Genomic DNA, 22,174 nt, shown 5'->3' on the forward strand with positions numbered 1-22,174 from the left:
GGGCCCACAGCGATCTGGAGGCTCGGCGTACCACCGGCAAGCTGCTCGTCATACCCGGTGCGGCCGCCATGGGACGCCGCGAGGAGACGCGGAGCTGATCGCGGGTGACGAGGTCGGGGATCTTGGAGACGGAGATGCCGAGGGCATGGCCGACCGTCATCACCAAGATCCCCGTCAGCGGTGCGCGACGGCCGCGAAGCGGCGAAGTGGATCACTACGCCGGACGGCCATGATCGTTCTCGCCGATCACCGCTGTACCGTTGTTCCCCGAGGCCGGATACTCACGAAAGGGCCAGCTCGGCCCAGACCGTCTTCTGCGGGACGGGCCCGCGCCGCACCCCCCACCGCAGCGCCAGCCCCGCCACGATCAGCAGCCCGCGCCCGCCCTCCTCCTCCCCGCTCCGGGCCGCGATGAGCGGTAGCCGGTCACCCCGCGTGTCCGTCGCCTCGACGAGGAGCGTGGTGTCCCCGAGGGTCATTCCCAGCCGGAAGTCCCGCCCGTCCACGTGCCCGTGCGTCACGGCGTTGTTCACCAGTTCGGCCACGACCTGTGTCGCGGGGTCGACGACACCCCCCAGCCCCCAGAAGCGGAGCTGCTCGACGGCGAGCAGCCGGGCGAGCCGGGCACCTCGGTGGGTGGACGAGAGCTGGATCGTGAAGTGGCGTTCACTCGCCACCAGTTGGCTGGTTTCTTGGTTCATGCGAACCAGCCTGGTGGCCCGCGCCTACGCTGCCCATCGAACATGCCCTTACGTACGGTTACTGTCTCGTGGCTGTCTCGCGCTGTCTCGACTGTCTCGGGCCGAGTGCCGGGTAGAGGGCCGCCACAAGGAGGTGGACGCGCATGAGCGTGGACGAAGCGGACGGTGTGGTCGTCGAGGACGCGGGCTGGGAGGTGGACCCCGGCGACGAGCCCGGGAAGGCCGTCCTGGCCACGGTCGGCCGCCAGCTCAAGTCGTGGCGGGAGAGGAAGGGGCTGCGGGCAGCAGAGTTCGGCGAACTGACCGGCTACGGCGAGGACATGATCCGCAAGCTGGAGCGGGGTGACCGCATCCCGCGCCCCGAGTTCCTGGACAAGGCGGACGAGGTCCTGGGCGCGGACGGGGTCGTGGCGGACCTGAAGCAGGACACCACGCAGGTGCGGTACCCGAAGCCGATCCGGGACCTGGCGAATCTGGAGGGGAAGGCGGTCGAGTTCTGCCTGTACTCCAACGCCAACATCCACGGTTTGCTGCAGACCGACGAGTTCTCGCGGGCCCTGCTTCGGACCTGGCGACCGGCGTACAGTCCGGCAGAGTTGGAGCGGTACGCGACGGCGCGCGAAGGTCGCCGCACGGTACTGAGGAAGTCCCCGGCGCCCGAGTTCAGCTTCATTCAGGAAGAGGTGTCGCTGCGGCGCCCCATCGGGGGAAGAATGGTGCTGCGCCGCCAGTTGGAGCACCTGTTGGAGGTAGGCGAGTTGCCCCACGTCGAGATCCAGGTGATGCCCACCGCGTACGCCGACCACCCCGGGACGGCGGGGCTGATCGAGATCCTGAAGTTCAGGGACGGCAAGGCGGTGGGGCGCACGGACGGCGACTTCGGCGGCCGCCCGGTGTCCGACCCGAAACGCCTCCGGATCCTGGACCTTCGCTATGGCATTATCCGCTCTAAGGCCCTCACTCCGGCGGAGTCACGGGACTTCATCGAGCAACTGCTGGGAGAGACATGATCGGCACCCCCGACCTGGACTGGTTCAAGAGCAGCTACAGCAGCAGCAGTAACGGCAACGACTGCGTCGAGGTCGCGACCACCCCCGGCACCGTCCACGTCCGTGACTCCAAGAACACCGAGGGCCCCCGCCTCGCCTTCGGCCCGGCCGCGTGGGCGGGCTTCGTGGCGTACAGCTCCGGCGAGTGACGGCTCCGGGCAGCGGCGTACGGTTCGCGGGGACGAGCGGAGAGCGTGTGCCCACCGCCGCGTGACCCGGTTCTCCTCGCCGTAGCCCGTGTCGCACCGCATCCCGTGTCACCGGGGCGCTCCGATGCCGACGTGCGGCAGCGCGGGGGACCGGCACCGCCCATGGGCTCGGGAGGCACCTGTGCGGTGTCCTGCCCGATGCTCGCAGGAGGTGGCAGCGCCTGGTCCGACAAGCTCCGCCCGGCTCATTGGAGGCTCCACCGGTGCGGGTGCCCGGGGTCGGTGGGGCAGGCGAAGATGTTCAGCAGGCCGTCGCGGCCGATCGCGAGCTTCGTGGGGCGGTTGTCCCGAAGGCGCTCGGCGACGCCCCGTTCTTCGGTGGGCATCCAGCTGCCGTCGGCGCCGTCCCACTCGTAGCTGTCGACGGTCAGCAGCAGGACCATGGGGGCGGCGCAGGCTTCGCAGTTCATCGGGTGGGGGTCGGTCGTGCGCCAGGAGGGGAAGCCACCCACGCGGCAGCCCTGCGGAATCGACAGGTCGTGGTGGTAGGTGACCGGCCCGGCGTCCAGACCGCGTTTCTCCGCCTTGCGTTCCTCCGCGTCCTCCCAGGCCTCGATCCTTCTCCGCAGCCTGGCCGGCAGCGAGTCGGCGTACGGGTAGGTGACGACTTGCTCGGGGTGCAGCACGCACGGTTCGGCGACCGCGCCTTCGAAGCCGACCAGAGCGGGTTGCGGCGGAGCCTCCAGCGGCACGGAGACCCGGTCGGAACGGCGCCAGCGTACGTGCGGGGCCAGGCCGTGGCGGCTCGGGCCATGTGCCTCGAACGGGCACCAGAGGACCTGGAGCAGGTCGCAGCCGTCCGGGCCCGGCGGGAGGCCGGGCACGTCCCGCCGGTACAGCTGCACCAAGCCGAGCAGCGGGATCGGATCGGTGTCGGCGATCGTCCGTTCGCGGTGCCTGCGGCCGAGGTCCTTGAGCAGGGCCCGTTCCTCGTCGCCGGGCCGGTCGCGGGCCCAGGCGTCGGCGAGCACCCGGCGCCCGCGACGGATGTCCGCGATGCGGTACCCGCTACCGCGCCTGTGCGGCTCGGTGCAGACCGGCCACGGTTCGTCGGCCGGCCACAGCAGAGGGCCGCCGACTGAGCTGACCGACGCGTCCGGACCCCCCGGCCGCGGGTGCAGACGCGTCGTCACACCGCGAAACGCCCCCAGCTTCGGGAACAGTCCCTCAAGGTGCACGGGGCGCGGCGGCGTGGTTCTGGTCACGGCGGAAACCCTATGCCCGGAACCCTCGGGTGAAGAACCGGGAGAGCGGCCCGGCGGTGGCCTCGCGGTCTTGGCGCGCCCCGGCACCGCTCGCCGATCCCCTCCCGAGGGCGGCCTAGTGGAGCGGAGCCGTTTCCTCCGTGTACTGGTGGGCGTACTCCTCGGTGGGCGGGGTGGTCGTGATCACGTCGATGAGGACTCCGTCCGGGGCGGCGACGATGAAGTGGCGCTGCCCGAAGTCCTCGGTGCGCAGGGAGAGCAGTTCGGGCAGGCCGGCCGCGTGGACGAGGCGGCGGTGTTCCGCGTCCACGTCCGCCACCTCGAAGTTGAGCAGCAGGCCGCCCCGGGTGGGGACGCGGTGGCCCTCGGGGAGGGTCGGGTGGCTGTGGTCGAGCAGGGCGAGTTCGTAGTGCGGGGCGTCCGGACGCCGCAGACTGACGTACCAGTCCGCCTCGAAGGTCACCGCGAAGCCGAAGTGGCGGGTGTAGAACTCCCTTGCCGCGGCCACGTCCTGGGTGCAGATCACGGGGTAGAAGCTGTCGAGCTTGGTTTCCATCGCATGACTCCTCGGCGTGTCCGGCGTGATTTCGCATACCCGGGGTATGCGAAGTGGCGGTTAGCATACCTTGGGTACGCGAAAAGCGGAGGGCGGTGCGTGGCGGTGTCGAACGGACAGGCGGCGGGCAAGCGCGCGGAGCAGCGCGCGGCGACCCGGCGGGCGCTGCTGGACGAAGGGCGCAGGCGCTTCGCCGCCGACGGCTATCAGGGGGTGGTTCTCGCTGATGTCGCCCAGGCGGTCGGGGTCACCAAAGGGGCCGCCTACCACCACTTCGAGAGCAAGGCCGGGCTGTTCCGCGCGGTGGTCGCGGAGGTACTGGAGGAGCTGGGCGAGCGGGTCGCCGCGGCGGCCGAGGAGGTGTCCGACCCCTGGGAGCAGCTGCGGGCCGGCTGCCGGGCTTTCCTCGCGGCCGGTTCGGACCCGTCCACGCGGCGCATCGTCCTGGTCGACGCGCCGACCGTCATGGGATGGGAGGAGTGGCGGGCCCTGGACGAGGAGTCCTCGGCCCGGCATCTGAGGGAGGCCCTGTCGACGCTGGTCGAGACCGGCGTCATCGCGGGGCAGCCGGTCGAGCCGCTGACCCGGATGCTGTCCGGCGCGATGAACGAGGCGGCGCTGTGGGTGGCCCGGAGCCGGAGCCCCGAAGCGCTGGACTCGGCGGTCGACACGCTGGACCGCCTCCTGGCCGGCCTGCGCGCGCGGTGAGAGGAGCCCGCCCGGGGGGCTTTCGGGCGCGACCCGGTACCCCCGGGTGCGGCATGCTGGTCGTGGCGTCACGCGGGCGCCCGGACGCGTGAGGAAGACGCAGGTGGATACGGGGGGCGCATGCGACCGACGCGGGTGATGCGCGAGTGGAGTACGCGACGGCTGGTGACCGCCGCCGCGGCATGGCAGCTGCTGTGGCTGGGGGTGATGATCGCCGCCCTGGCCCTCTGGGACCTTCCGCTCTCCGTCCCCGTCGCCGTCGCGCTGTGGGCCGGTCCCGCCGTGACCGGAGTGCTCGGCACCTGGATGGTGGCGAGGTCGTCCGGCGAGTGACGACCGGGCTCTCCGCGGCCTGCGCGCCCGAGGCGCCGGACGGCCGCCGCCAGAGCCTGTTGGCAGGGCCTGTTGCTAGGGTCCGGGCATGACGCGCCTGAAGATCGAGATATCCGTCCCCGAGAGTCACGCGGAGGCCGTGGTCGAGGCGCTCCACTCGGCCGGTGCGGGGCGGGTGGGCGCGTACGCGCGGTGCTCCAGCGTCTGGAAGGTGACCGGCAGTTGGCAGGCCCTGCCGGGAGCGCAGCCGTACGACGGCGAGGTGGGTGCCGTGCAGCGCGGCGAGGAGTGCCGGATCGAGTCGGTCTGTGACATGGACCAGGCCGACGCCGTCCAGCGGGCTGTCCGCGCTGCCCACCCCTATGAGGAGGCGGTCATCCACTTCCTGCCGCTGTACGAGCCGTAATCCTTCTGGGAGTCAGGGCGTGGGGCGGCGACGGCGGGTGCGGAGCCAGTGGAATCCCCTTGTGGCGTAGACGGCGGTCATGAGGAGCCAGCCGACGAGGACGAGCCACAACCAGAATTCCGCCACCGTGAGGGTCAGCAGCATGCCGCCGAAGAGCAGCAGGGACCCGGCGGTCTCCAGCAGGTCGAAGCGCGCCTCGGAGCGCGGTGCGGGGTCGGGGCCGCGCAGCCGGCGGACGAGAGGGACGAGCCCGAGGGCCTGCAAGGCGATCATTCCGAGGAAGAACCAGCCGAGCCAGTCGGATATGTCCACGGCGCGCACCGTAGCGCCCGTCCGGAACCTTCAGGTGAACACCCGGAGGACAACACCGCGCCCCGGGCGCGGTGTCGGGGCGCGGGCTCAGGCGAGGGCGGTGACCAGCAGGGTGAAGGCGGCGATGATGACGGCGACGCGGGCATAGTGGTAGCGGTCCCAGCGGGTCGCCTGCTCCTCCCAGTCGGCGGGCCGGTTCTCGGGGGTCCAGGTCTTGCCCCGGTTGTTGATCGGGACGAGCAGCAGGAGCGACATGACCACGCTCAGGATCAGCAGCGCGGCGGCGGTGACGACGAGGCCGGTGCCGGGGTGGTGCCGGCCGGTGACGGCCCAGGCGGCGGTGAGGGCGAGCGAGGCGACGTACCAGACCGGCATCAGGGCGCCGAGCATCCGGCCGCCGTGGGCGCGGCCGAGTACGCGGCTGTCCTCGGGGAGTCGATTGAGGATCGGGTTGATGACGAAGGAGACGGAGAACTCCACTCCCACCATCAGGCCGGTGATCACGGTGGTGAAGACCTTGAGCGCGTCGAGCATGTGCCCCCTCCTGGGATCTAGCATTGCTAGCCGATGAGGCAACGCTAGTTCTGCTGTCGCTCGATTGTCTAGCGGTGCTAGGGTCGAGGTGTGTCGGTACAGGAACGCAAGCAGCGCGAACGGGCGGACCGTGAGCGCCTCATCGTGGCGGCGGCCCGCGAACTCGCCGAGGGGCAGGGCTGGGACGCGGTCACCACCCGGCGGCTCGCCGAGCGCATCGAGTACAGCCAGCCCGTCCTCTACAGCCACTTCCGCGGCAAGCGCGAGATCATCGGCGCCGTCGCCCTGGAAGGCGCCGCCGAGATGGCCGTGGCGCTGCGGGCCGCGACCTCCGCCGCGGACGGCCCCCGCGCCCGGGTCGCCGCCCTCGCCCGTACCTACCTCGACTACGCCGAACGCCACCCGGCGGTCTACGACGCGATGTTCCGGCTCGACGGAGGCCTGGCGTTCGCGCACGAGGACACCCCGGAGCAGCTGAAGGACGCCTTCGCCGCCCTCCTGGAAAGCCTGGGCGCGGTCGCGGGGGACGGCGTCCACCCGGGCCTGTTCACCGAGACCTTCTGGGCGGCCCTCCACGGCCTGGCGACCCTGACCCGTGCGGGCCGGCTCCCACGGGAGGACGCCGAGCGGAGGGTGGAGTTGCTGGTGGACCGCCTGGCCGTGATCTGACGTACCGGCTCAACGGGGGCCTTGGCAGCGGGCCTGGCGGGCCTTGCGTACCTTGCGCCGGAGGTGTTCGTAGTCGGACCGCAGGGTGACGAAGGCGAAGACGAGGACCACGCCCCGGGCGATCCGGCAGGCAGCCCCGACCAGTACCTCACCCATGCGAGTGCCCCCTCCTCGACCGTGTCTTCCTTACGGACGCCCCCGCCTCCCGGAAGGTTGTACGCCCTCCGTCCCCGCCGCCCGACCGCGTACCCAGGACAACACCGCCCGGGGCCAGGGCCGGTCCTGTGGACCGGGCGGATCAGTGAGTGGCCCTCCTCGCCGGGCGTGGGGAGGTCGGTTCGGCACGGCTGGTCAAGGTGCTGGCACGGATCGTCAGTCGTTCTTCCTGAGGGCTCTGCCACGGTGGGGCGTGTCTGCGAGGCCGGGGGAACTTCAACCGCGGTCTCTCGCGCATCGTGGAACACCGATGAGAAGTGTGTTCAGAAGGACTGGGACGGCCGTCGCATCCCCACCCGTGTCGGCAACTCGGAGTTGAGCTGGAACCACCTGTCCAGACCGCACAACATCACGTCGTGCAAGCTCATCAATGCCGCCCTCAACGGCAAGCCGGACAAGATGTCCGACCAGCAGCGGAACCTGGAGTACTGGGGCTCGGCCATCAACAATGGACGCCAGGTCGACTTCGTGGTCAAGGTGCGCTATGCCAAAGAGACCGACGACGGTCGTTACACCGCCCCTGGCGCAAAGGGGAAGATCGGTGTCATCACCGCCTACTGCAGGGGAGTGCAGAAATGCCCGTCATGGGTCAACTAGCCTCCGACCTGCCGGACTGTCTGCCTCGTCTGCAGCGTGCCGTCGCGGCCGCGCTGTGGCACTACACGACCGCGCCGGTGGCGAAGCCGTACTACGTGCGGGGATGTATTCCGGACCTGGACGAGGCGAGGGTGACCGTTGCGCTGTGGACCGGTCCCACGGCGCGGGAGAAGAAGAACCTCTTCCTGTCCGTCCCCCTGGTGTCCGGAGGGCTGCCCATCTCGGCGACAGAGGTCACTTTGGGGCTGCTGCGACTGGGCAAGGGGACACACCTGTTCGGCTTCACCGGCCGACGGTTCGACGGAAAGCGCGTCCTCGACGGCAGTGCGCTGGTCGAAGGCGGCTCCGCGCCGTCTCCGTCCCTGCCCGAGGAGACCGGCGAACAGCAGGGGCCGAGGGGCTTCTACTTCGAGCGGCCGGGGCGATTGAAGAAGTACTGAGCCCTGAGGCGGCAGGTCCCGCCCATCTCGTACCGCCGGAGCTTCGTGCGCGTGGAGGAGTGCGGTGGGCCGGCCGTCGCGGGCGCGGCCGAAACCTCAGGCGGAGGCGGCGGCCAGGAGGGTTTCGGCGGCGGCGGTGCGGGCGTAGAGGACGGAGCGGCCGGCGCGGTGGGCGCTGACCAGGCCCGCGTCGCGGAGTGCGGTGAGGTGCTGGGAGACTCCGGCCGGTGAGAGGCCGGTGCGGTGGGCCAGGGCGGTGGTGGAGGCCGGGGTGTCCAGTTCGGTCAGCAGGAGGGTGCGCGAGCGGCCGAGGACCGGGGTGAGGGCGCGGGCGCCGGTGGCGAGGCGCGGCTCCCACAGGGTGCCGATGCCCCGTGCGGGGTAGGCGAGTTGCGGCGGGTCCGGCGGGCGTACGCGGGTGCGGAGGCCGGGGCCGGTGAACGCGGAGGGGATCAGCAGCAGTCCCGCGCCTGCGGACCGGCGGGGCATGTCCCGTTTGCGGTGAACCAGGGTGAGCGCGTTGTCGTGCCAACTCGCCGACGCGTGCAGGTCGTCGAAGAGACGCGCCGCGCCGTGCTCGGCGACGGTGCGGGCCCGGTGGAGGACGTCGGCGTCCAGTACGGCCCTGATCCGCGCCCAGTGAGGGGCGAGCGCCAACTCCCAGTAGGTTTCCAGCTCTTGTGTGACCTTGGAGAGATAGGAGGGCGGGTCGGCGCGGAGGCTCGACAGGCGCGGGCCGAGGTGTCCCTGGTGGCGGGCGAGGTGGTTGAGGTCCTCGCGTACCCGGTCGGCGGGCGAGGCCAGGATCGCGTCCCGTTCCGCCGCCGGCGTGGGAGCCGGGCCGGTGGGGGCCGGGTTGAGGAAGTCGGGGATGTAGCCGGAAGGGCCGATCAGCTCGGCGAGCCACCCCCGGTCCAGGCCGGCGGCCAGGACGCGTGGCCGTACCTGCTCGATCCAGGGTCGGTGGACCGGGTGGGCCGCGTTCGACGTCAGCAGCCGGAAGCTGGGCGCGACCTCCCACAACAGTGAGACGGCGAAACGTACTTGAGCGAGGTCGTTCGCCGAGAACGCCAGATCCGCCACGACAGTCGTCCCTCGATGGAATCAGGAATGGATTCGGGAATGGATTCAGGTATGCCTGAAACAGTGGTCCGCCAGGCTACCGCGCACCGATCATCCCGCCATGACCTCACAGACGATCACCGCGGCGGCGGGCACCTGGAGGCTGGGCGACCTCACGGTCAACCGGATCGGCTTCGGCGCGATGCGCCTCGCCCAGCACGGCGAGGCGCTCGTGCCCGACGCCGTCCCGCGCGACCGCGACCAGGCGATCACGGTGTTGCGCAGGGCGGTCGAGCTCGGCGTGAACCACGTCGACACCGCCGCGTTCTACTTCTCGCCCCTGCGCTCCGCCAACGAACTGATCAACCGCGCCCTGGCCCCCTACCCCGACGACCTCGTCATCGCCACCAAGGTCGGCCCCGGCCGCGACCCCTCGGGCGCCTGGCTGCCGCACGCCACCCCCGAGCAGCTGCGCGGCCAGGTCGAGGAGAACCTGCGCCAGCTCGGCCGCGACCACCTCGACGTGGTCAACCTGCGCATCGTCGGCGCCGATTCCCTCGCCGAACGCTTCGGCGCCCTCGCCGAACTGCGCGACGCCGGACTCGTCCGCCACCTCGGCCTGTCCAACATCCGGCCGCACCACCTCGCCGAGGCCCAGGCCATCGCACCGGTGGTCTGCGTCCAGAACATGTACGGCATCGGCGCGTCGCCCGAGCAGGAGGAGGTCCTGCGCCTCTGCGGCGAACAGGGCGTCGCGTTCGTGCCCTTCTACTCGATCGCCGGCAGCGGACGTACGGCCGGGACACCGGCCGACGACAGCAGCACGGTGCACGCCGTCGCCCGCGCCCGCGGGGTGAGCACCGCCCAGGTCCGGCTGGCGTGGACGCTGCACCGGGGCCCGCACGTCCTGGCCATCCCCGGCACCGGCGACCCCGACCACCTCACCCAGAACGTGGCGGCCGGCTCTCTGCGCCTGTCCGAGGCCGAACTGGCCGGACTGGACGGCCTGGCCGATCGGGACGGCCTCTCACCGGCGGCACGGTGAGCCGGTGACCGGCGCCGGGGGGGGGATCGGGCGCCGGTTGGGCCATGCGGCGCAGCGGTTCCCGCCTTCGGACGTGGTCGGAAGGCCGGGGGCGGCGGAAGGTGATCGGCTGGGGCCGGTGCCGCACACCGACGGCCCGCCCCCGGGCGGGCCACCGAAGGAGAACCGATGTTCCGGCGCTTTTCCGGCCCACGACCAGGGAGACGGCGGGCGCGCACGGCCCTGCGCGCCCTGTTCCCGGCCGTGCTGGGCCTGGCCCTGCTCGCACCGTCCGCCGAGCCGCCCCCTGGCAGGCCCCGCCCTCGCCGTCCCCGGCCGCCTTGCCGCTCGGTGAGCCCACCTCCGTCACGCCCCTCGGCACGTTCGACGGGGTCTCCTACGTCCGGTACGACGGCGTCTTCGAGGGCCGGACGTCCACGGGGCGGTTCCGCGTCCCGTACCGGATCAGCGCCCCGCAGGACCCGGGCCGCACCAACGGCACGGTGCTGGTGGAGCCGTCGCACTTCGCCGTCGGGCTCGGCGCGCTCGACGGGTACCTGCGGCCCGAACTGCTCTTCACCCGCGGCTTCGTGCACGCCGGGATCGGCTGGAGCACCTTCGCCAACCGCATCCTGGACCCGACGGTGCCCGGGACCTTCATCGAGGGCGGATTCGAGGAGGACTTCGAGGAGGCGGCGGGGACGCGGGTCGACGACGAGATCATCGCGGAGTTCGGCCGCGCCCTGGCCTGCGCCGAGAAACTGGCGGGCAAGGTGTCCCGGCGGTACGTGACGGGCTTCTCCGACAGCTCGTACCCGGTCCTGCGACTGATCGGCTCCGGCGGCGCCTCGGGCGTCTTCGACTTCGCGATGCCGTTCACCACGGACACCTTCGACCCGCAGGCGGACCTCGCCGCCGGCCGCTACCCGGGCAAGGTCGTCGTCGTGAACTCGGAGGCCGACGACTCCTCCACCCTCACCGACCGTGGCGTCGCGCCGACGCAGTACCGCTTCTACGCCGTCGCGGGCTCCCCCCACATCCCCGACCAGCTCGACGCCAACCCGCCGGAGGCCCCGCCCGCGGCCGGGACGACACCGGCGACCTTCGTCCCCGCCCTGCGCGCGCACTTCCTCCAGGGACACGACTGGGTACGCAAGAACTCGGCGCCCCCCGTCAGCACCCGGCTGCGCACCACGCCCGACGGCACCATCGTCCGTGACGCGCGCGGCAACGCGATCACCGAGGACACCACCGGTACGACCGTCCCCCGCCTCCCGTTCGTCGAACTCGGCGAGGCCCGCTTCACCGCCGGCTTCCTGGGCTCCCACACGGACGTCCGCACCGTCCAGCAGCTCGGCTTCCCCGACCACCAGGCGTACCGCAAGGCCTTCGACACCAAGCTGCGCGCCTACCAGAAGGCGCGGTACATCCTCCCCGAGGAAGCGAACGCGATGCGCCGCCGCGCCCACCTGTGCCCGCCGTCCACGTACACGGAGACGTACCGCGACCACTACGACGCCTTCGTCTCCCTCACGCCCTGCACCACGGGCTGAGCGACCGGGCGGACCGGGGTGCCGGGCGGAGCCTCGCTGTTACGGTGACCCGATGGCTGCGATCAAGGAATTCCAGGTCACCATCGACTGCGCGGACCCGGTCCGCCTCGCCGCGTTCTGGTGCGAGGTGCTGGGCTACGTCATGCCGGACGCGCCGGAGGACGAGAAGCCCCAGTACTTCGCCTGCTCCGACCCCTCGGGCAAGGGGCCGCGAGTGCTTTTCCAGCGGGTCCCCGAGGGGAAGGTCGTCAAGAACCGGGTGCACCTCGACGTACGGGCCGGGACCGGGCTCGTGGGGGAGGAGCGCCTTGCCGTGCTCAAGGCCGAGTGCGAGCGGCTTGTCGCGCTCGGGGCGGTGTGCGACCGCGTGCTGCTCGCCGACGAGGAGAACGAGTCGTGCATCAACATGCGGGACATCGAGGGCAACGAGTTCTGCCTCGACTGACCGTCCCCGTTCCGTCCCCGTTCCGTCCCCGCCATCGTTCCCGTCCCTGTGGCCGCCCCCGCCCCCGCCCCCGCCCCCGTGACCGTTCCCGGCGTCGGCCGGTACGGCGTCCGGATTCCGCCAGCGGGTGGGGCGGGTGCGGGCAGAAGGTGGGGGCATGAGTCCTTTCGCCGTGCGGGCCGTCGAGCCCGCCGTCCTCGCCGCGCTCCGGGTCACCGACGACGCCGGGCGCCCCTGTGTCCCCTACGCCGCCCCCGAGGGCGGGGAACCCCTGCGCTGCTGTCTGCGCCGTGCCCGGGCCGGGGAGCGGATCGCGCTCGTCTCGTACGCCCCGCTGCGGCGGTGGGCGGCGGGTGCGGGCGCCGTGCCGGGGGCGTACGACGAGGTGGGGCCCGTCTTCGTCCACGCGGAGGAGTGCGGAGGGCCGGAACCGGCGGCACCGGGGACGTACCCCTTCGCCCGGCCGGGGGTGCTGAGGGCCGTGCGCCGCTACGACGCGGACGGCCGGATCACCGGCGGCCGGCTGGTGGAGCTTCCCGAGGTCCCGGCGGAGGGCTTCGAGCGCGCCCTGGCGGAGGCTTTCGAGGACCCGGCCGTCGCCCTGGTCCACGTACGGGCCGTCGAGCACGGGTGCTTCCTCTTCGAGGTGCGGCGGCCGTAGACGGCGCCGCGTCCGGACTTCCGGGGCGGTGCTCAGGCGCGCGGTTCGCGTGTGGCGGCCGGTTCCTGGGCGGGCAGCCGTCCCGCCCCGTCCGTCAGCCGCTCCGCCGCCGCCTCCGCCGCCCGCGCCACGGCCGCGCGGCTGCGGCGGGCGGTGCGGAGGGCGTCCCAGGTGAGGATCGTGAGGGCGAGCCAGACGAGCGAGAAGCCGGCCCAGCGCTCGGGCGGCATCGCCTCGTGGAAGTACGCCACGCCCAGCAGGAACTGGAAGGTGGGGGCCAGGTACTGGAGCAGGCCCAGGGTCGAGAGGGGCACCCGGATCGCCGCCGCGCCGAAGCAGACCAGCGGGACGGCCGTGACGACGCCGGTCGAGGCGAGGAGGGCCATGTGGCCCGCGCCCTCGGAACCGAAGGCGAGCGTGTCCTGGGAGCCGAGCCAGACCAGGTAGCCGAGGGCGGGCAGGAACTGCACGGCCGTCTCGGCCGCCAGGGACTCCAGGCCGCCGATGTTCACCTGCTTCTTCACCAGGCCGTAGACCGCGAAGGAGAACGCCAGGACGAGGGAGATCCACGGCGGGCGGCCGTAGCCCACCGCCAGGACGAGGACCGCCGCGAAGCCGATGCCGACCGCCGCCCACTGGGCCGGGCGGAGACGTTCCTTCAGGACGAGGACGCCGAGCGCGATCGTCACCAGCGGGTTGATGAAGTAGCCGAGGGACGACTCGACGACGTGGCCGTTGTTGACCGACCAGATGTAGAGGCCCCAGTTCACGGTGATGACGGTCGCGGCGATCGTCAGCAGGCCGAGCTTGCGCGGGTCGGCCGCCAGCTCCCGTACCCACCCCCAGCGGCGCAGCACCAGGAGCACGAGGCCGACGAAGACGAAGGACCACACCATCCGGTGGGCCAGGATCTCGCCCGCGCCGGCCGGCTTCAGGAGCGGCCAGTAGAGCGGGACCAGGCCCCACATCGCGTACGCGCCGATGCCGTAGAGCAGGCCCGCGCGGCTCTCGGTGCCCGCATCCGTACCCGTACCCCCACGGGTACCCGCTCCGCCTCTTCCGCCCATGGAAAGCCTCCCGCCCTGCGCCGCGCCGTTCCGATGAAGGTAGCGCCGCACAGGGCAGGCTGTCATGTGTCTACCGCTATACGGTCATGACCTTGGAAGGGGTCACTCCGCCGCCAGCGCCTCGGCGATCGTGGTGCCGATCGGGGTGGTCGGGCGGCCGATCAGGCGCGCCAGGTCGCCGGTGCGGAGCGCGAGGGCGCCCCGCCCGATCGCCTCGTCCACGTCGACGAGGATCGCCGCGAAGGGCTCGGGCACGCCCGCGCCCGTCAGGATCTCCAGGTGGGCCGCGGCCGGCACGCTCGTGTACGTGATCTCCCGGCCGGTACGGGCGGCGACCTCCGCCGCGTACTCGGCGAACGACCACGCCTCGTCGCCGCTCAGCTCGTACGCCTTGCCCAGGTGCTCCTCGGCCGGGCCCGCGAGGACCGCCGCCGCGGCCGCCGCGTAGTCGGCGCGGGAGGCGGAGGCGACCCTGCCCTCGCCCGCGTTGGCGACGACGGCGCCGTGGGCGAGGACGGGGGCGAGGTTGGCCGTGTAGTTCTCGCTGTACCAGCCGTTGCGGAGGAGGGTGTACGGCAGGCCCGAGGCGAGGATCAGCTTCTCGGTCTCCTTGTGCTCCGCCGCCAGGTCGAAGTCGGCCTCCGGGCCGCCCAGGACGCCGGTGTACGCGAGCTGGGCCACGCCCGCCGCCTTGGCCGCGTCGATCACGGCGGCGTGCTGCGGCACCCGCTGCCCGACCTCGCTGCCGGAGATCAGCAGCACCCGGTCGCCCGCCTCGAAGGCGCCGGCCAGCGTCTCGGGCCGGCTGTAGTCGGCGATCCGCAGCTCGACGCCGCGGTCCGCGAGGTCGGCGGCCTTCTCCTTGTCCCGTACGACGGCGGCGACGGACCCGGCGGGGACGGACGGGTCGGCGAGGAGGGCGTCGACGACGAGACGGCCGAGCTGTCCGGTGGCTCCGGTGACGACGATGCTCATGGGGATTCCTTCTCCGGGGATCGTGGGGGTGATGCACTCACCGTACGTCGGGCGCTAACCAATCGAAAGTACCCACTTTGAAGTAAGGTACTGGCATGGAAGTAAGTACCCCTGGTCGCGCGGACGGCCCTCTCCTGGCCGACGTCGACGGCGCCGGTTGCCCCTCCCGGCTCGTCCTGGAGCACGTCACCAGCCGCTGGGGGGTGCTCGTCCTGATCGCCCTCCTGGAGCGCTCGTACCGCTTCAGCGAGCTGCGGCGCAGGATCGGCGGCGTCAGCGAGAAGATGCTCACCCAGACGCTCCAGACCCTGGAGCGCGACGGCTTCGTGCACCGCGACGCCAAGCCCGTCATCCCGCCCCGCGTCGACTACAGCCTCACCGGCATGGGCGAGGAGGCCGCCCGGCGGATCCGGGAGCTGGCCCTGTGGACCGAGGCCCGCGTCCCCGCCGTCGAGGAGGCCCGCGCCCGCTACGACGGGGCGAACGGCCGGAAACGCTGAGGGCCCGGCTGTGGATCAGCCGGGCCCCATGGCGAGTACGTCTCAGCCGACGACCGTCCAGGTGTCGTTGCCGGTGAGGAGCTGGGCGAGGTCGCCCTTGCCGTGCTGCTCGACGGCCTTCTCCAGCTGCTCGGCCATCAGCGTGTCGTAGACCGGGCGGTTCACGGAGCGGAAGACGCCGATGGGGGTGTGGTGGAGGGTGTCGGGGTCGGCAAGGCGGGAGAGCGCGAAGGCCGTCGTCGGGGTGGTGGCGTGGGCGTCGTGGACCAGGATCCGGTCCTCGTTCTCCGGCGTGACGGTGACGATCTCCAGGTCGCCGGTGGCCGGGTCCCGTACGACGCCCTTGTCGAAATCGTCGCCGAAGCGGATCGGCTGCCCGTGCTCCAGGCGGATCACCGCCTCCTTGGCCTGGTCCTTGTCCTTGAGGACCTCGAAGGCGCCGTCGTTGAAGATGTTGCAGTTCTGGTAGATCTCCACCAGCGCCGTGCCCGGGTGGTCGGCGGCCTGCCGCAGCACCTCGGTGAGGTGCTTGCGGTCGGAGTCGACGGTCCGCGCCACGAACGACGCCTCGGCGCCCAGGGCGAGGGAGACGGGGTTGAAGGGGGCGTCGAGCGAGCCCATCGGCGTCGACTTGGTGATCTTGCCGAGTTCGGAGGTGGGGGAGTACTGGCCCTTGGTGAGGCCGTAGATCCGGTTGTTGAAGAGCAGGATCTTGAGGTTGACGTTGCGGCGCAGGGCGTGGATGAGGTGGTTGCCGCCGATGGACAGCGCGTCCCCGTCGCCGGTGACCACCCAGACCGACAGGTCGCGCCGTGAGGTGGCCAGGCCGGTGGCGATGGCCGGGGCGCGGCCGTGGATGGAGTGCATCCCGTAGGTGTTCATGTAGTACGGGAAGCGGGAGGAGCAGCCGATGCCGGAGACGAAGACGATGTTCTCCTTCGCCAGGCCCAGCTCCGGCATGAAGCCCTGGACGGCGGCGAGCACGGCGTAGTCGCCGCAGCCGGGGCACCAGCGGACTTCCTGGTCGGACTTGAAGTCCTTCATCGACTGCTTGGCTTCGGCCCTGGGCACGAGGTTCAGGAGCGACTCACTCATCGATGGCCTCCTTGAGCACGGCGGCGAGCTGCTCGGCCTTGAACGGCATGCCGTTGACCTGGGTGTGGGAGCGGGCGTCCACGAGGTACTTCGCGCGGACGAGGGTGGCGAGCTGGCCGAGGTTCATCTCCGGCACGATCACCTTCTCGTACCGCTTCAGGACCTCGCCGAGGTTGCCGGGGAAGGGGTTGAGGTGACGCAGGTGGGCCTGGGCGATGTGGCCGCCGTCGCGGCGGATGCGGCGTACCGCGGCCGTGATCGGCCCGTACGTCGAGCCCCAGCCGAGCACCAGGGTCTTCGCGCCGTCCGGGTCGTCGACCTCCACGTCCGGCACCGTGACGCCGTCGACCTTGGCCTGGCGGGTGCGGACCATGAAGTCGTGGTTGGCCGGGTCGTAGGAGATGTTCCCCGTCCCGTCCTGCTTCTCGATGCCGCCGATCCGGTGCTCAAGGCCCGGTGTGCCCGGCACCGCCCACGGCCGGGCCAGCGTCTCGGGGTCGCGCTTGTAGGGCCAGAACACCTCGGTGCCGTCGGCGGTGGTGTGGTTCGGGCCGGTCGCGAACGCCGTGGCCAGATCGGGGAGGTCCTCGATCTCGGGGATGCGCCAGGGCTCGGAGCCGTTGGCGAGGTAGCCGTCGGAGAGCAGGAAGACCGGCGTGCGGTAGGTCAGCGCGATCCGGGCGGCCTCCAGGGCCGCGTCGAAGCAGTCCGCCGGCGTCCGCGGGGCCACCACCGGCACCGGCGCCTCCCCGTTGCGCCCGTACATCGCCTGGAGCAGGTCGGCCTGCTCGGTCTTGGTCGGCAGGCCCGTCGACGGCCCGCCGCGCTGGATGTCGACGACAAGCAGCGGCAGCTCCAGGGAGACCGCAAGCCCGATCGTCTCCGACTTCAGCGCCACACCGGGGCCGGACGTGGTGGTCACCGCGAGCGATCCGCCGAACGCCGCCCCGAGCGCGGCGCCGATCCCGGCGATCTCGTCCTCCGCCTGGAAGGTGCGCACGCCGAAGTTCTTGTGCTTGCTGAGCTCGTGCAGGATGTCGGAGGCCGGGGTGATCGGGTACGAGCCCAGATACAGCGGAAGCCCGGCCTGCCGGGACGCCGTGATCAGGCCGTACGACAGGGCCAGGTTCCCGGAGATGTTGCGGTACGTGCCGGTCGGGAACGCCTTCGTGGCCGGGGCGACCTCGTAGGAGACGGCGAAGTCCTCCGTCGTCTCGCCGAAGTTCCACCCCGCCCGGAACGCGGCCACGTTCGCCTCCGCGATCTGCGGCTTCTTCGCGAACTTCTGCCGCAGGAACGCCTCGGTGCCCTCGGTCGGCCGGTGGTACATCCACGACAGCAGTCCGAGCGCGAACATGTTCTTGCTCCGCTCGGCCTCCTTGCGGGAGAGGCCGAACTCCTTCAGCGCCTCGATCGTCAGCGTCGTCAGCGGCACGGGATGCACGTGGTACGCGTCCAGCGACCCGTCCTCCAGTGGCGAGGTCTCGTACCCGACCTTGGCCATCGCCCGCTTCGCGAACTCGTCCGTGTTCACGATGATCTCGCCGCCGCGCGGCACATCGGCGATGTTCGCCTTCAGCGCCGCCGGGTTCATCGCGACCAGCACGTTCGGCGCGTCCCCGGGCGTGAGGATGTCGTGGTCGGCGAAGTGCAGCTGGAACGACGACACCCCCGGCAGGGTGCCGGCCGGCGCCCGGATCTCGGCCGGGAAGTTCGGCAGCGTCGACAGATCGTTCCCGAACGACGCCGTCTCCGAAGTGAAACGGTCGCCCGTGAGCTGCATACCGTCACCCGAGTCACCCGCGAACCGGATGATCACCCGCTCCAGACGGCGTACTTCCTTCTCGGCGCCGTGGCGGGCCTCCGCCGGGGCGCTGCGCTGCTCCCCGAGCAGGGCCTCGCCGGCCTCGCTACTGACCTGGCTGGTCACTGAACTGGACCTCCCTAGCGGCAAGCGGGACTCTCGGCCCACCCTACGACGGTAAGGTGGCCCTTCCCGGGACTTCTCACATCGTGATCCTTTACCTGAGACGCCTTTTCGCCTCACTTTGGCCTGTTATGCGCCTACCCGGATGGATCTGGAACGTTGCGCTCCGTCGCGTTCTTCCCCTGAGGGGCCCCTCGCGCCGGGACGGGGCTCACCTGACAGGGTGTCAGAAGATCAAGGCTTCAGGCGGCCGGACCGGGCTCGGGACCGGGCTCGGGACCGGGATCAGGACCTGCTCAGGACCTGAGGTACGTCAGCACGGCGAGCACCCGCCGGTGGTCGCCCTCGCTCGGCGACAGGCCCAGCTTCAGGAAGATGTTGCCGATGTGCTTCTCCACCGCGCCGTCGCTCACCACCAGCTGCTTCGCGATGGCCGAATTCGTCCGCCCCTCGGCCATCAGGCCCAGGACCTCCCGCTCGCGCGGCGTCAGGTGCGCCAGCACGTCCTGCTGCCGGCTCCGCCCGAGGAGCTGCTGGACGACCTCCGGGTCCAGGGCCGTACCCCCCTCGGCGACCCGCACCACCGCCTCGGTGAACTCGCGCACCTCCGCGACCCGGTCCTTCAGCAGATAGCCCACGCCCCGCGTGGAACCGGCCAGCAGTTCGGTGGCGTACTGCTCCTCCACGTACTGCGACAGCACGAGCACCCCGAGGCCCGGGTACTCCGCGCGCAGCCGTACCGCCGCCCGTACCCCCTCGTCCGTGTGCGTCGGCGGCATCCGTACGTCGGCCACCACCACGTCCGGAAGGGCGCCGGCGTCCGCCAGCTCCGCCACCGTCTTCACCAGCGCGTCGGCGTCCCCGACCCCGGCGACGACCTCGTGGCCCCGGTCCGTGAGGAGCCGGGTCAGCCCCTCCCGCAACAGCACCGAATCCTCGGCGATGACCACCCGCACCCGGTCCGCCACCTCTTCCACGCCCACGACCGCAGCCCCCAAGTCCCCTGCTCGCCCCGCTCGGCTCTTCTCACGACCTGATCAGCATCGCAGGAAAGGCCGGGCGAGAGGCGTCACCCGGAGACTTCAGGCCCGCCAGGGCAGCTCCGCCGTGACCGTCGTCGGGCCGCCCGCCGGCGAGTCCACCGCCAGCACCCCGTCCACCGACCGCAGCCGCTCCCCGAGACCGGCGAGTCCCCGGCCGTGCGCCGGGTCCGCGCCGCCCGCGCCGTCGTCCCGCACCTGGAGCATCAGCCGCTCGCCCGACCGCCACACGTCCACGGAGGCCCGCCGCGCCCGGGCGTGCCGGGCCACGTTCTCCAGCAGCTCCGTGACCGTGAAGTAGGCCAGGCCCTCGATCGCCGGCACCGGCCGCGCCGGCAGGTCCACCGTCACCGCCACCGGCACCGGGCACCGCCCCGCCACCGACGACAGCGCCGCGTCGAGCCCCCGGTCGGTCAGGACCGCCGGGTGGATGCCCCGCGCCAGGTCCCGCAGCTCCTTCAGGGCCAGCTTCACCTCGCCGTGCGCCCCGTCCACCAGCAGCGCCGCCGCCTCCGGGTCCCGGGCCAGGGTCTCCTTCGCGAGCCCCAGGTCGAGCGCGAGCGACGCCAGGCGCGCCTGCGGCCCGTCGTGCAGCTCCCGCTCGATGCGCCGCAGGTCCGCCGCCGCCGTGTCCACGGCCGTGCCCCGCTCCGACTCCAGCTCCGTCACCCGCTCCGCGAGCCGCCCCGGCCCCAGCAGCCCCGCCACCAGGAAGCGGTCCACCGCCGTCAGGCCCCGCACCACCGGCGGCCACAGCAGCACGAGGAGCAGCCCGAGCAGACAGGTGACGGTCAGCTCGAAGGGCGAGTCGAGGTACAGGGCGTGGGTCTCGTCCCCGTACAGCTGGATCCCGTCCTGGCCCACGTACGCCGGGAAGACCCAGTGCCACGCCGGGTACGTGAGCAGGCCCCAGCCGCACGTGAAGACGACCAGCGACACGCAGAACGAGAACACCGCCCACGGGAAGCGGACCACCGAGTACAGCAGGTGCCGCCACGCGGACCCGCTCCGCAGCATCGCCGTCATCCAGGAGAACGCCCCGCCCGTCCGCCCCCGCACCGGCTCCGGCGCCGCCACGTCCGCCCCGAGCAGCCCCCGCACCAGGGCCCGCTCCACCGCGCCGAACCCCCGGGCCACGGCCAGCGACGCCGCGAGGACCGGCACCCCGAGGAAGGTGATCAGCAGCCCGAGCCCCGTGGAGGTCAGTGCCACGGCGAGCGTGAAGGCGGCGATGCCCAGCGGCAGCCCCACCAGCGTGAAGAGGAAGGCCCGCCAGGTCCGTCCCTGGAAGGGGGCCCGGAGTGCGGAGGGAACGAGCGGCGAGTCCATCGGAACGTCCTTCTTCGTCAAGGGGGCTTCGTGGGTACGGCTCCAGGCTCTCGCCCGCCGCCCCCGCCGCACCATGAGGCGGGTCGGCGTCCTCGGAGGGGGGTTATCCCCACCGGAGGACAACCGGTCAGGTCGGCGCCCGCTCCTGTCAGGGCAGCTTCGCCGTGGCCGTGGTCAGGTCGGCGCCCGCTCCTGTCAGGGCAGCTTCGCCGTGGCCGTGGTCAGGTCGGCGCCCGCTCCTGTCAGGGCAGCTCCGCCGTGACCGTCGTCAGGCCGGCGCCCGCCCCCGCCAGGGCAGCTCCGCCGTGACCGTCGTCGGGCCGCCCGCCGGCGAGTCCACGACCAGCAGGCCGTCCACCGCGCCCAGCCGCTCCGCGAGGCCGGTGAGCCCCGTGCCCGCGCCGTCGAGGCGGGCGCCGCCCACGCCGTCGTCCCGCACCTGGAGCAGCAGCCGGTCCTCCGTGCGCCACACCTCCACCGACGCCGTACGGGCCCCGGCGTGCTTGGAGACGTTCTGCAGCAGCTCCGAGACCGTGAAGTACGCGATGCCCTCGATGGCCTCCGCGGGCCGCTCGGCCAGGTCCACCGTCACCTTCGCGGGGACCGTGCACCGGCCCGCCAGCGAGGACAGCGCCGCGCCGAGTCCCCGGTCGGTCAGGACCGCCGGGTGGATGCCCCGCGCCAGGTCCCGCAGCTCCTGGAGGGCCAGCTTCACCTCGCCGTGCGCCTCCGCGACCATCGCCGCGGCCGCCTCCGGGTCCTCGTGCAGCTTCTCCTTCGCCAGACCGAGCCCCATCGCCAGGGCCACGAGCCGTGCCTGCGCGCCGTCGTGCAGGTCCCGCTCGATGCGCCGCAGGTCCGCCGCCGCCGTGTCCACGACCACGCCCCGGTCCGACTCCAGCTCGGCGATCCGCCGCTCCAGCTCGTCCGACGGCGAGAGCAGCCCCCGCACCATGCCCCGGTCCGCCGCCGCCAGACCCCGTGTGACGAACGGCAGCACCGGCCACAGCGCCACCAGCGCCACCAGCGTCACCGCGAAGGCGACCACGCCCCACGGCAGCCGGATCAGCCCGTACAGCTGGGTCCGCCACGCCACCGGATCCGTCAGCCGCGACCACAGCCACGGCAGCCCGCGCCCGGCCGACGGCAGCCGCGACGGCTCGGCGACGTCCACCCCGAGCAGCCACCGCGCCCGCGCCCGCTCCGACCGCCCGATCCCGCGCGCCCCCGCGAGCCCGGCCGCGAGCAGCGGCAGGCCGATCACGGTGACGGACAGGGCGACGCCGACGAGCACGGTGGTCACGGCGTAGACGAAGCCCACGAGGGCGGCGGGCAGGTCGAGGAGGAGGAAGGAGATCTCCTGCCACGTCTCCTTCCCGTACGCGGTCCGCCGCCGCGCGGGGGTGCGCTCGGGCGCTGCGGCGGGGGAACCCCCGGCCGCTGCGGCGGGGGGAGGAGAGCTCTGCTGATCGGCGGTCATGCCCCCAGCCTGCCGTCCCCCGCCCCCTCCGGACCATGGGGGAGGTGGGCGTCGGGCAGGGGGGATAACCCCACCCGCACC

27 protein-coding genes are annotated in these 22,174 nt (G+C 72.2%); 13 read left to right on the forward strand and 14 right to left on the reverse strand.

All coding sequences use genetic code 11. From position 1 onward, the window contains the following. Positions 1-281 precede the first annotated feature (281 nt). Complete coding sequence (locus QK442_RS14200) at positions 282-701, reverse strand: ATP-binding protein (RefSeq protein WP_282694294.1); 420 nt, start codon at positions 699-701, stop codon at positions 282-284. A gap of 143 nt (positions 702-844) precedes the next feature. On the opposite strand from QK442_RS14200, the gene QK442_RS14205 reads away from it, so the two are divergent. Together QK442_RS14205 and QK442_RS14210 are read left to right on the forward strand one after the other, a co-directional pair. After that, the gene (locus tag QK442_RS14205; RefSeq protein WP_282694295.1) at positions 845-1,711 is read left to right on the forward strand and encodes a helix-turn-helix transcriptional regulator; all 867 of its coding nucleotides are present in this window, start codon (positions 845-847) and stop codon (positions 1,709-1,711) included. Continuing rightward, positions 1,708-1,899 (forward strand): DUF397 domain-containing protein, encoded by a 192-nt coding sequence (locus QK442_RS14210; RefSeq protein WP_282694296.1) that lies wholly within the window; start codon positions 1,708-1,710, stop codon positions 1,897-1,899. Before QK442_RS14205 ends, QK442_RS14210 begins: the two co-directional genes overlap by 4 nt. A 245-nt stretch (positions 1,900-2,144) precedes the next feature. On the opposite strand, the gene QK442_RS14215 is transcribed toward QK442_RS14210, so the two are convergent. Together QK442_RS14215 and QK442_RS14220 are read right to left on the reverse strand one after the other, a co-directional pair. Continuing rightward, positions 2,145-2,930, reverse strand: a complete 786-nt coding sequence (locus tag QK442_RS14215) for a hypothetical protein (RefSeq protein WP_349239652.1) — start codon at positions 2,928-2,930, stop codon at positions 2,145-2,147. Between the two features lie 349 nt (positions 2,931-3,279). Next, positions 3,280-3,720 (reverse strand): VOC family protein, encoded by a 441-nt coding sequence (locus QK442_RS14220; protein ID WP_282694298.1) that lies wholly within the window; start codon positions 3,718-3,720, stop codon positions 3,280-3,282. A gap of 99 nt (positions 3,721-3,819) precedes the next feature. On the opposite strand from QK442_RS14220, the gene QK442_RS14225 reads away from it, so the two are divergent. From QK442_RS14225 to QK442_RS14235, 3 genes are all read left to right on the forward strand, one after another. Beyond that, positions 3,820-4,428 carry a TetR/AcrR family transcriptional regulator gene (locus QK442_RS14225; protein ID WP_282694299.1) on the forward strand — a complete coding sequence of 203 codons (609 nt, stop codon included), beginning with the start codon at positions 3,820-3,822 and terminating at the stop codon, positions 4,426-4,428. A 120-nt stretch (positions 4,429-4,548) separates the two neighbouring features. Then, entirely contained in the window at positions 4,549-4,761 is a 213-nt protein-coding gene (locus QK442_RS14230) for a hypothetical protein (RefSeq protein WP_282694300.1), read from the forward strand. 88 nt (positions 4,762-4,849) lie between these two features. Beyond that, entirely contained in the window at positions 4,850-5,167 is a 318-nt protein-coding gene (locus QK442_RS14235; RefSeq protein ID WP_282694301.1) for a hypothetical protein, read from the forward strand. 12 nt (positions 5,168-5,179) lie between these two features. On the opposite strand, the gene QK442_RS14240 is transcribed toward QK442_RS14235, so the two are convergent. Both QK442_RS14240 and QK442_RS14245 read right to left on the reverse strand, forming a co-directional pair. Continuing rightward, complete coding sequence (locus QK442_RS14240; protein WP_282694302.1) at positions 5,180-5,479, reverse strand: hypothetical protein; 300 nt, start codon at positions 5,477-5,479, stop codon at positions 5,180-5,182. Positions 5,480-5,566: 87 nt separating this feature from the next. After that, positions 5,567-6,013, reverse strand: coding sequence for a DUF1772 domain-containing protein (locus QK442_RS14245; RefSeq protein WP_282694303.1), 447 nt, complete (start codon positions 6,011-6,013; stop codon positions 5,567-5,569). A gap of 90 nt (positions 6,014-6,103) precedes the next feature. Here QK442_RS14245 and QK442_RS14250 point away from each other — a divergent pair, with 90 nt between their 5' ends. Continuing rightward, complete coding sequence (locus tag QK442_RS14250) at positions 6,104-6,682, forward strand: TetR/AcrR family transcriptional regulator (RefSeq protein WP_282694304.1); 579 nt, start codon at positions 6,104-6,106, stop codon at positions 6,680-6,682. Between the two features lie 9 nt (positions 6,683-6,691). On the opposite strand, the gene QK442_RS14255 is transcribed toward QK442_RS14250, so the two are convergent. After that, the gene (locus tag QK442_RS14255) at positions 6,692-6,838 is read right to left on the reverse strand and encodes a hypothetical protein (RefSeq protein WP_282694305.1); all 147 of its coding nucleotides are present in this window, start codon (positions 6,836-6,838) and stop codon (positions 6,692-6,694) included. 375 nt (positions 6,839-7,213) lie between these two features. On the opposite strand from QK442_RS14255, the gene QK442_RS14260 reads away from it, so the two are divergent. Further along, positions 7,214-7,495, forward strand: coding sequence for a hypothetical protein (locus tag QK442_RS14260; protein ID WP_282694306.1), 282 nt, complete (start codon positions 7,214-7,216; stop codon positions 7,493-7,495). Beyond that, a complete protein-coding gene (locus QK442_RS14265; RefSeq protein ID WP_282694307.1) occupies positions 7,483-7,935 on the forward strand; it encodes a hypothetical protein in 453 nt (150 codons plus the stop codon). The genes QK442_RS14260 and QK442_RS14265 overlap by 13 nt, the downstream gene beginning before the upstream one ends. A 96-nt stretch (positions 7,936-8,031) precedes the next feature. Here QK442_RS14265 and QK442_RS14270 read toward each other — a convergent pair whose 3' ends face one another. Further along, positions 8,032-9,009 (reverse strand): DUF5937 family protein, encoded by a 978-nt coding sequence (locus QK442_RS14270; protein ID WP_282694448.1) that lies wholly within the window; start codon positions 9,007-9,009, stop codon positions 8,032-8,034. A gap of 109 nt (positions 9,010-9,118) precedes the next feature. Here QK442_RS14270 and QK442_RS14275 point away from each other — a divergent pair, with 109 nt between their 5' ends. The 4 genes from QK442_RS14275 to QK442_RS14290 all read left to right on the forward strand — a co-directional run bounded on the left by QK442_RS14275 (position 9,119) and on the right by QK442_RS14290 (position 12,680). Further along, positions 9,119-10,042 (forward strand): oxidoreductase, encoded by a 924-nt coding sequence (locus QK442_RS14275; RefSeq protein ID WP_282694308.1) that lies wholly within the window; start codon positions 9,119-9,121, stop codon positions 10,040-10,042. A 320-nt stretch (positions 10,043-10,362) separates the two neighbouring features. Further along, positions 10,363-11,574 (forward strand): alpha/beta hydrolase domain-containing protein, encoded by a 1,212-nt coding sequence (locus QK442_RS14280; RefSeq protein ID WP_282694309.1) that lies wholly within the window; start codon positions 10,363-10,365, stop codon positions 11,572-11,574. Between the two features lie 52 nt (positions 11,575-11,626). After that, entirely contained in the window at positions 11,627-12,019 is a 393-nt protein-coding gene (locus QK442_RS14285; protein WP_282694310.1) for a VOC family protein, read from the forward strand. A 157-nt stretch (positions 12,020-12,176) separates the two neighbouring features. After that, the gene (locus QK442_RS14290) at positions 12,177-12,680 is read left to right on the forward strand and encodes a DUF1203 domain-containing protein (protein WP_282694311.1); all 504 of its coding nucleotides are present in this window, start codon (positions 12,177-12,179) and stop codon (positions 12,678-12,680) included. A 32-nt stretch (positions 12,681-12,712) separates the two neighbouring features. Here the strand turns inward: QK442_RS14290 and rarD are convergent, their stop codons facing one another. Together rarD and QK442_RS14300 are read right to left on the reverse strand one after the other, a co-directional pair. Beyond that, on the reverse strand, positions 12,713-13,747 hold the full coding sequence (gene rarD / locus QK442_RS14295) for an EamA family transporter RarD (RefSeq protein ID WP_282694312.1): 1,035 nt from the start codon (positions 13,745-13,747) through the stop codon (positions 12,713-12,715). A gap of 102 nt (positions 13,748-13,849) precedes the next feature. Then, positions 13,850-14,722 (reverse strand): NmrA family NAD(P)-binding protein, encoded by an 873-nt coding sequence (locus QK442_RS14300; protein ID WP_282694313.1) that lies wholly within the window; start codon positions 14,720-14,722, stop codon positions 13,850-13,852. Between the two features lie 95 nt (positions 14,723-14,817). Here QK442_RS14300 and QK442_RS14305 point away from each other — a divergent pair, with 95 nt between their 5' ends. Continuing rightward, the gene (locus tag QK442_RS14305; RefSeq protein ID WP_282694314.1) at positions 14,818-15,222 is read left to right on the forward strand and encodes a helix-turn-helix domain-containing protein; all 405 of its coding nucleotides are present in this window, start codon (positions 14,818-14,820) and stop codon (positions 15,220-15,222) included. Positions 15,223-15,264: 42 nt separating this feature from the next. On the opposite strand, the gene QK442_RS14310 is transcribed toward QK442_RS14305, so the two are convergent. The 5 genes from QK442_RS14310 to QK442_RS14330 all read right to left on the reverse strand — a co-directional run bounded on the left by QK442_RS14310 (position 15,265) and on the right by QK442_RS14330 (position 22,093). Next, complete coding sequence (locus QK442_RS14310) at positions 15,265-16,317, reverse strand: 2-oxoacid:ferredoxin oxidoreductase subunit beta (RefSeq protein WP_282694315.1); 1,053 nt, start codon at positions 16,315-16,317, stop codon at positions 15,265-15,267. Then, the gene (locus QK442_RS14315; protein WP_282694316.1) at positions 16,310-18,247 is read right to left on the reverse strand and encodes a 2-oxoacid:acceptor oxidoreductase subunit alpha; all 1,938 of its coding nucleotides are present in this window, start codon (positions 18,245-18,247) and stop codon (positions 16,310-16,312) included. Before QK442_RS14315 ends, QK442_RS14310 begins: the two co-directional genes overlap by 8 nt. A 293-nt stretch (positions 18,248-18,540) precedes the next feature. Then, positions 18,541-19,200 (reverse strand): response regulator transcription factor, encoded by a 660-nt coding sequence (locus QK442_RS14320; protein WP_282694449.1) that lies wholly within the window; start codon positions 19,198-19,200, stop codon positions 18,541-18,543. A gap of 126 nt (positions 19,201-19,326) precedes the next feature. After that, positions 19,327-20,613 carry a sensor histidine kinase gene (locus QK442_RS14325; protein ID WP_282694317.1) on the reverse strand — a complete coding sequence of 429 codons (1,287 nt, stop codon included), beginning with the start codon at positions 20,611-20,613 and terminating at the stop codon, positions 19,327-19,329. A 268-nt stretch (positions 20,614-20,881) separates the two neighbouring features. Further along, complete coding sequence (locus tag QK442_RS14330) at positions 20,882-22,093, reverse strand: sensor histidine kinase (protein WP_282694318.1); 1,212 nt, start codon at positions 22,091-22,093, stop codon at positions 20,882-20,884. Between the last annotated feature and the right edge of the window lie 81 nt (positions 22,094-22,174).

Origin of the sequence: Streptomyces sp. CC208A (assembly GCF_030010625.1) — a bacterium.
Lineage (GTDB): Bacteria > Actinomycetota > Actinomycetes > Streptomycetales > Streptomycetaceae > Streptomyces.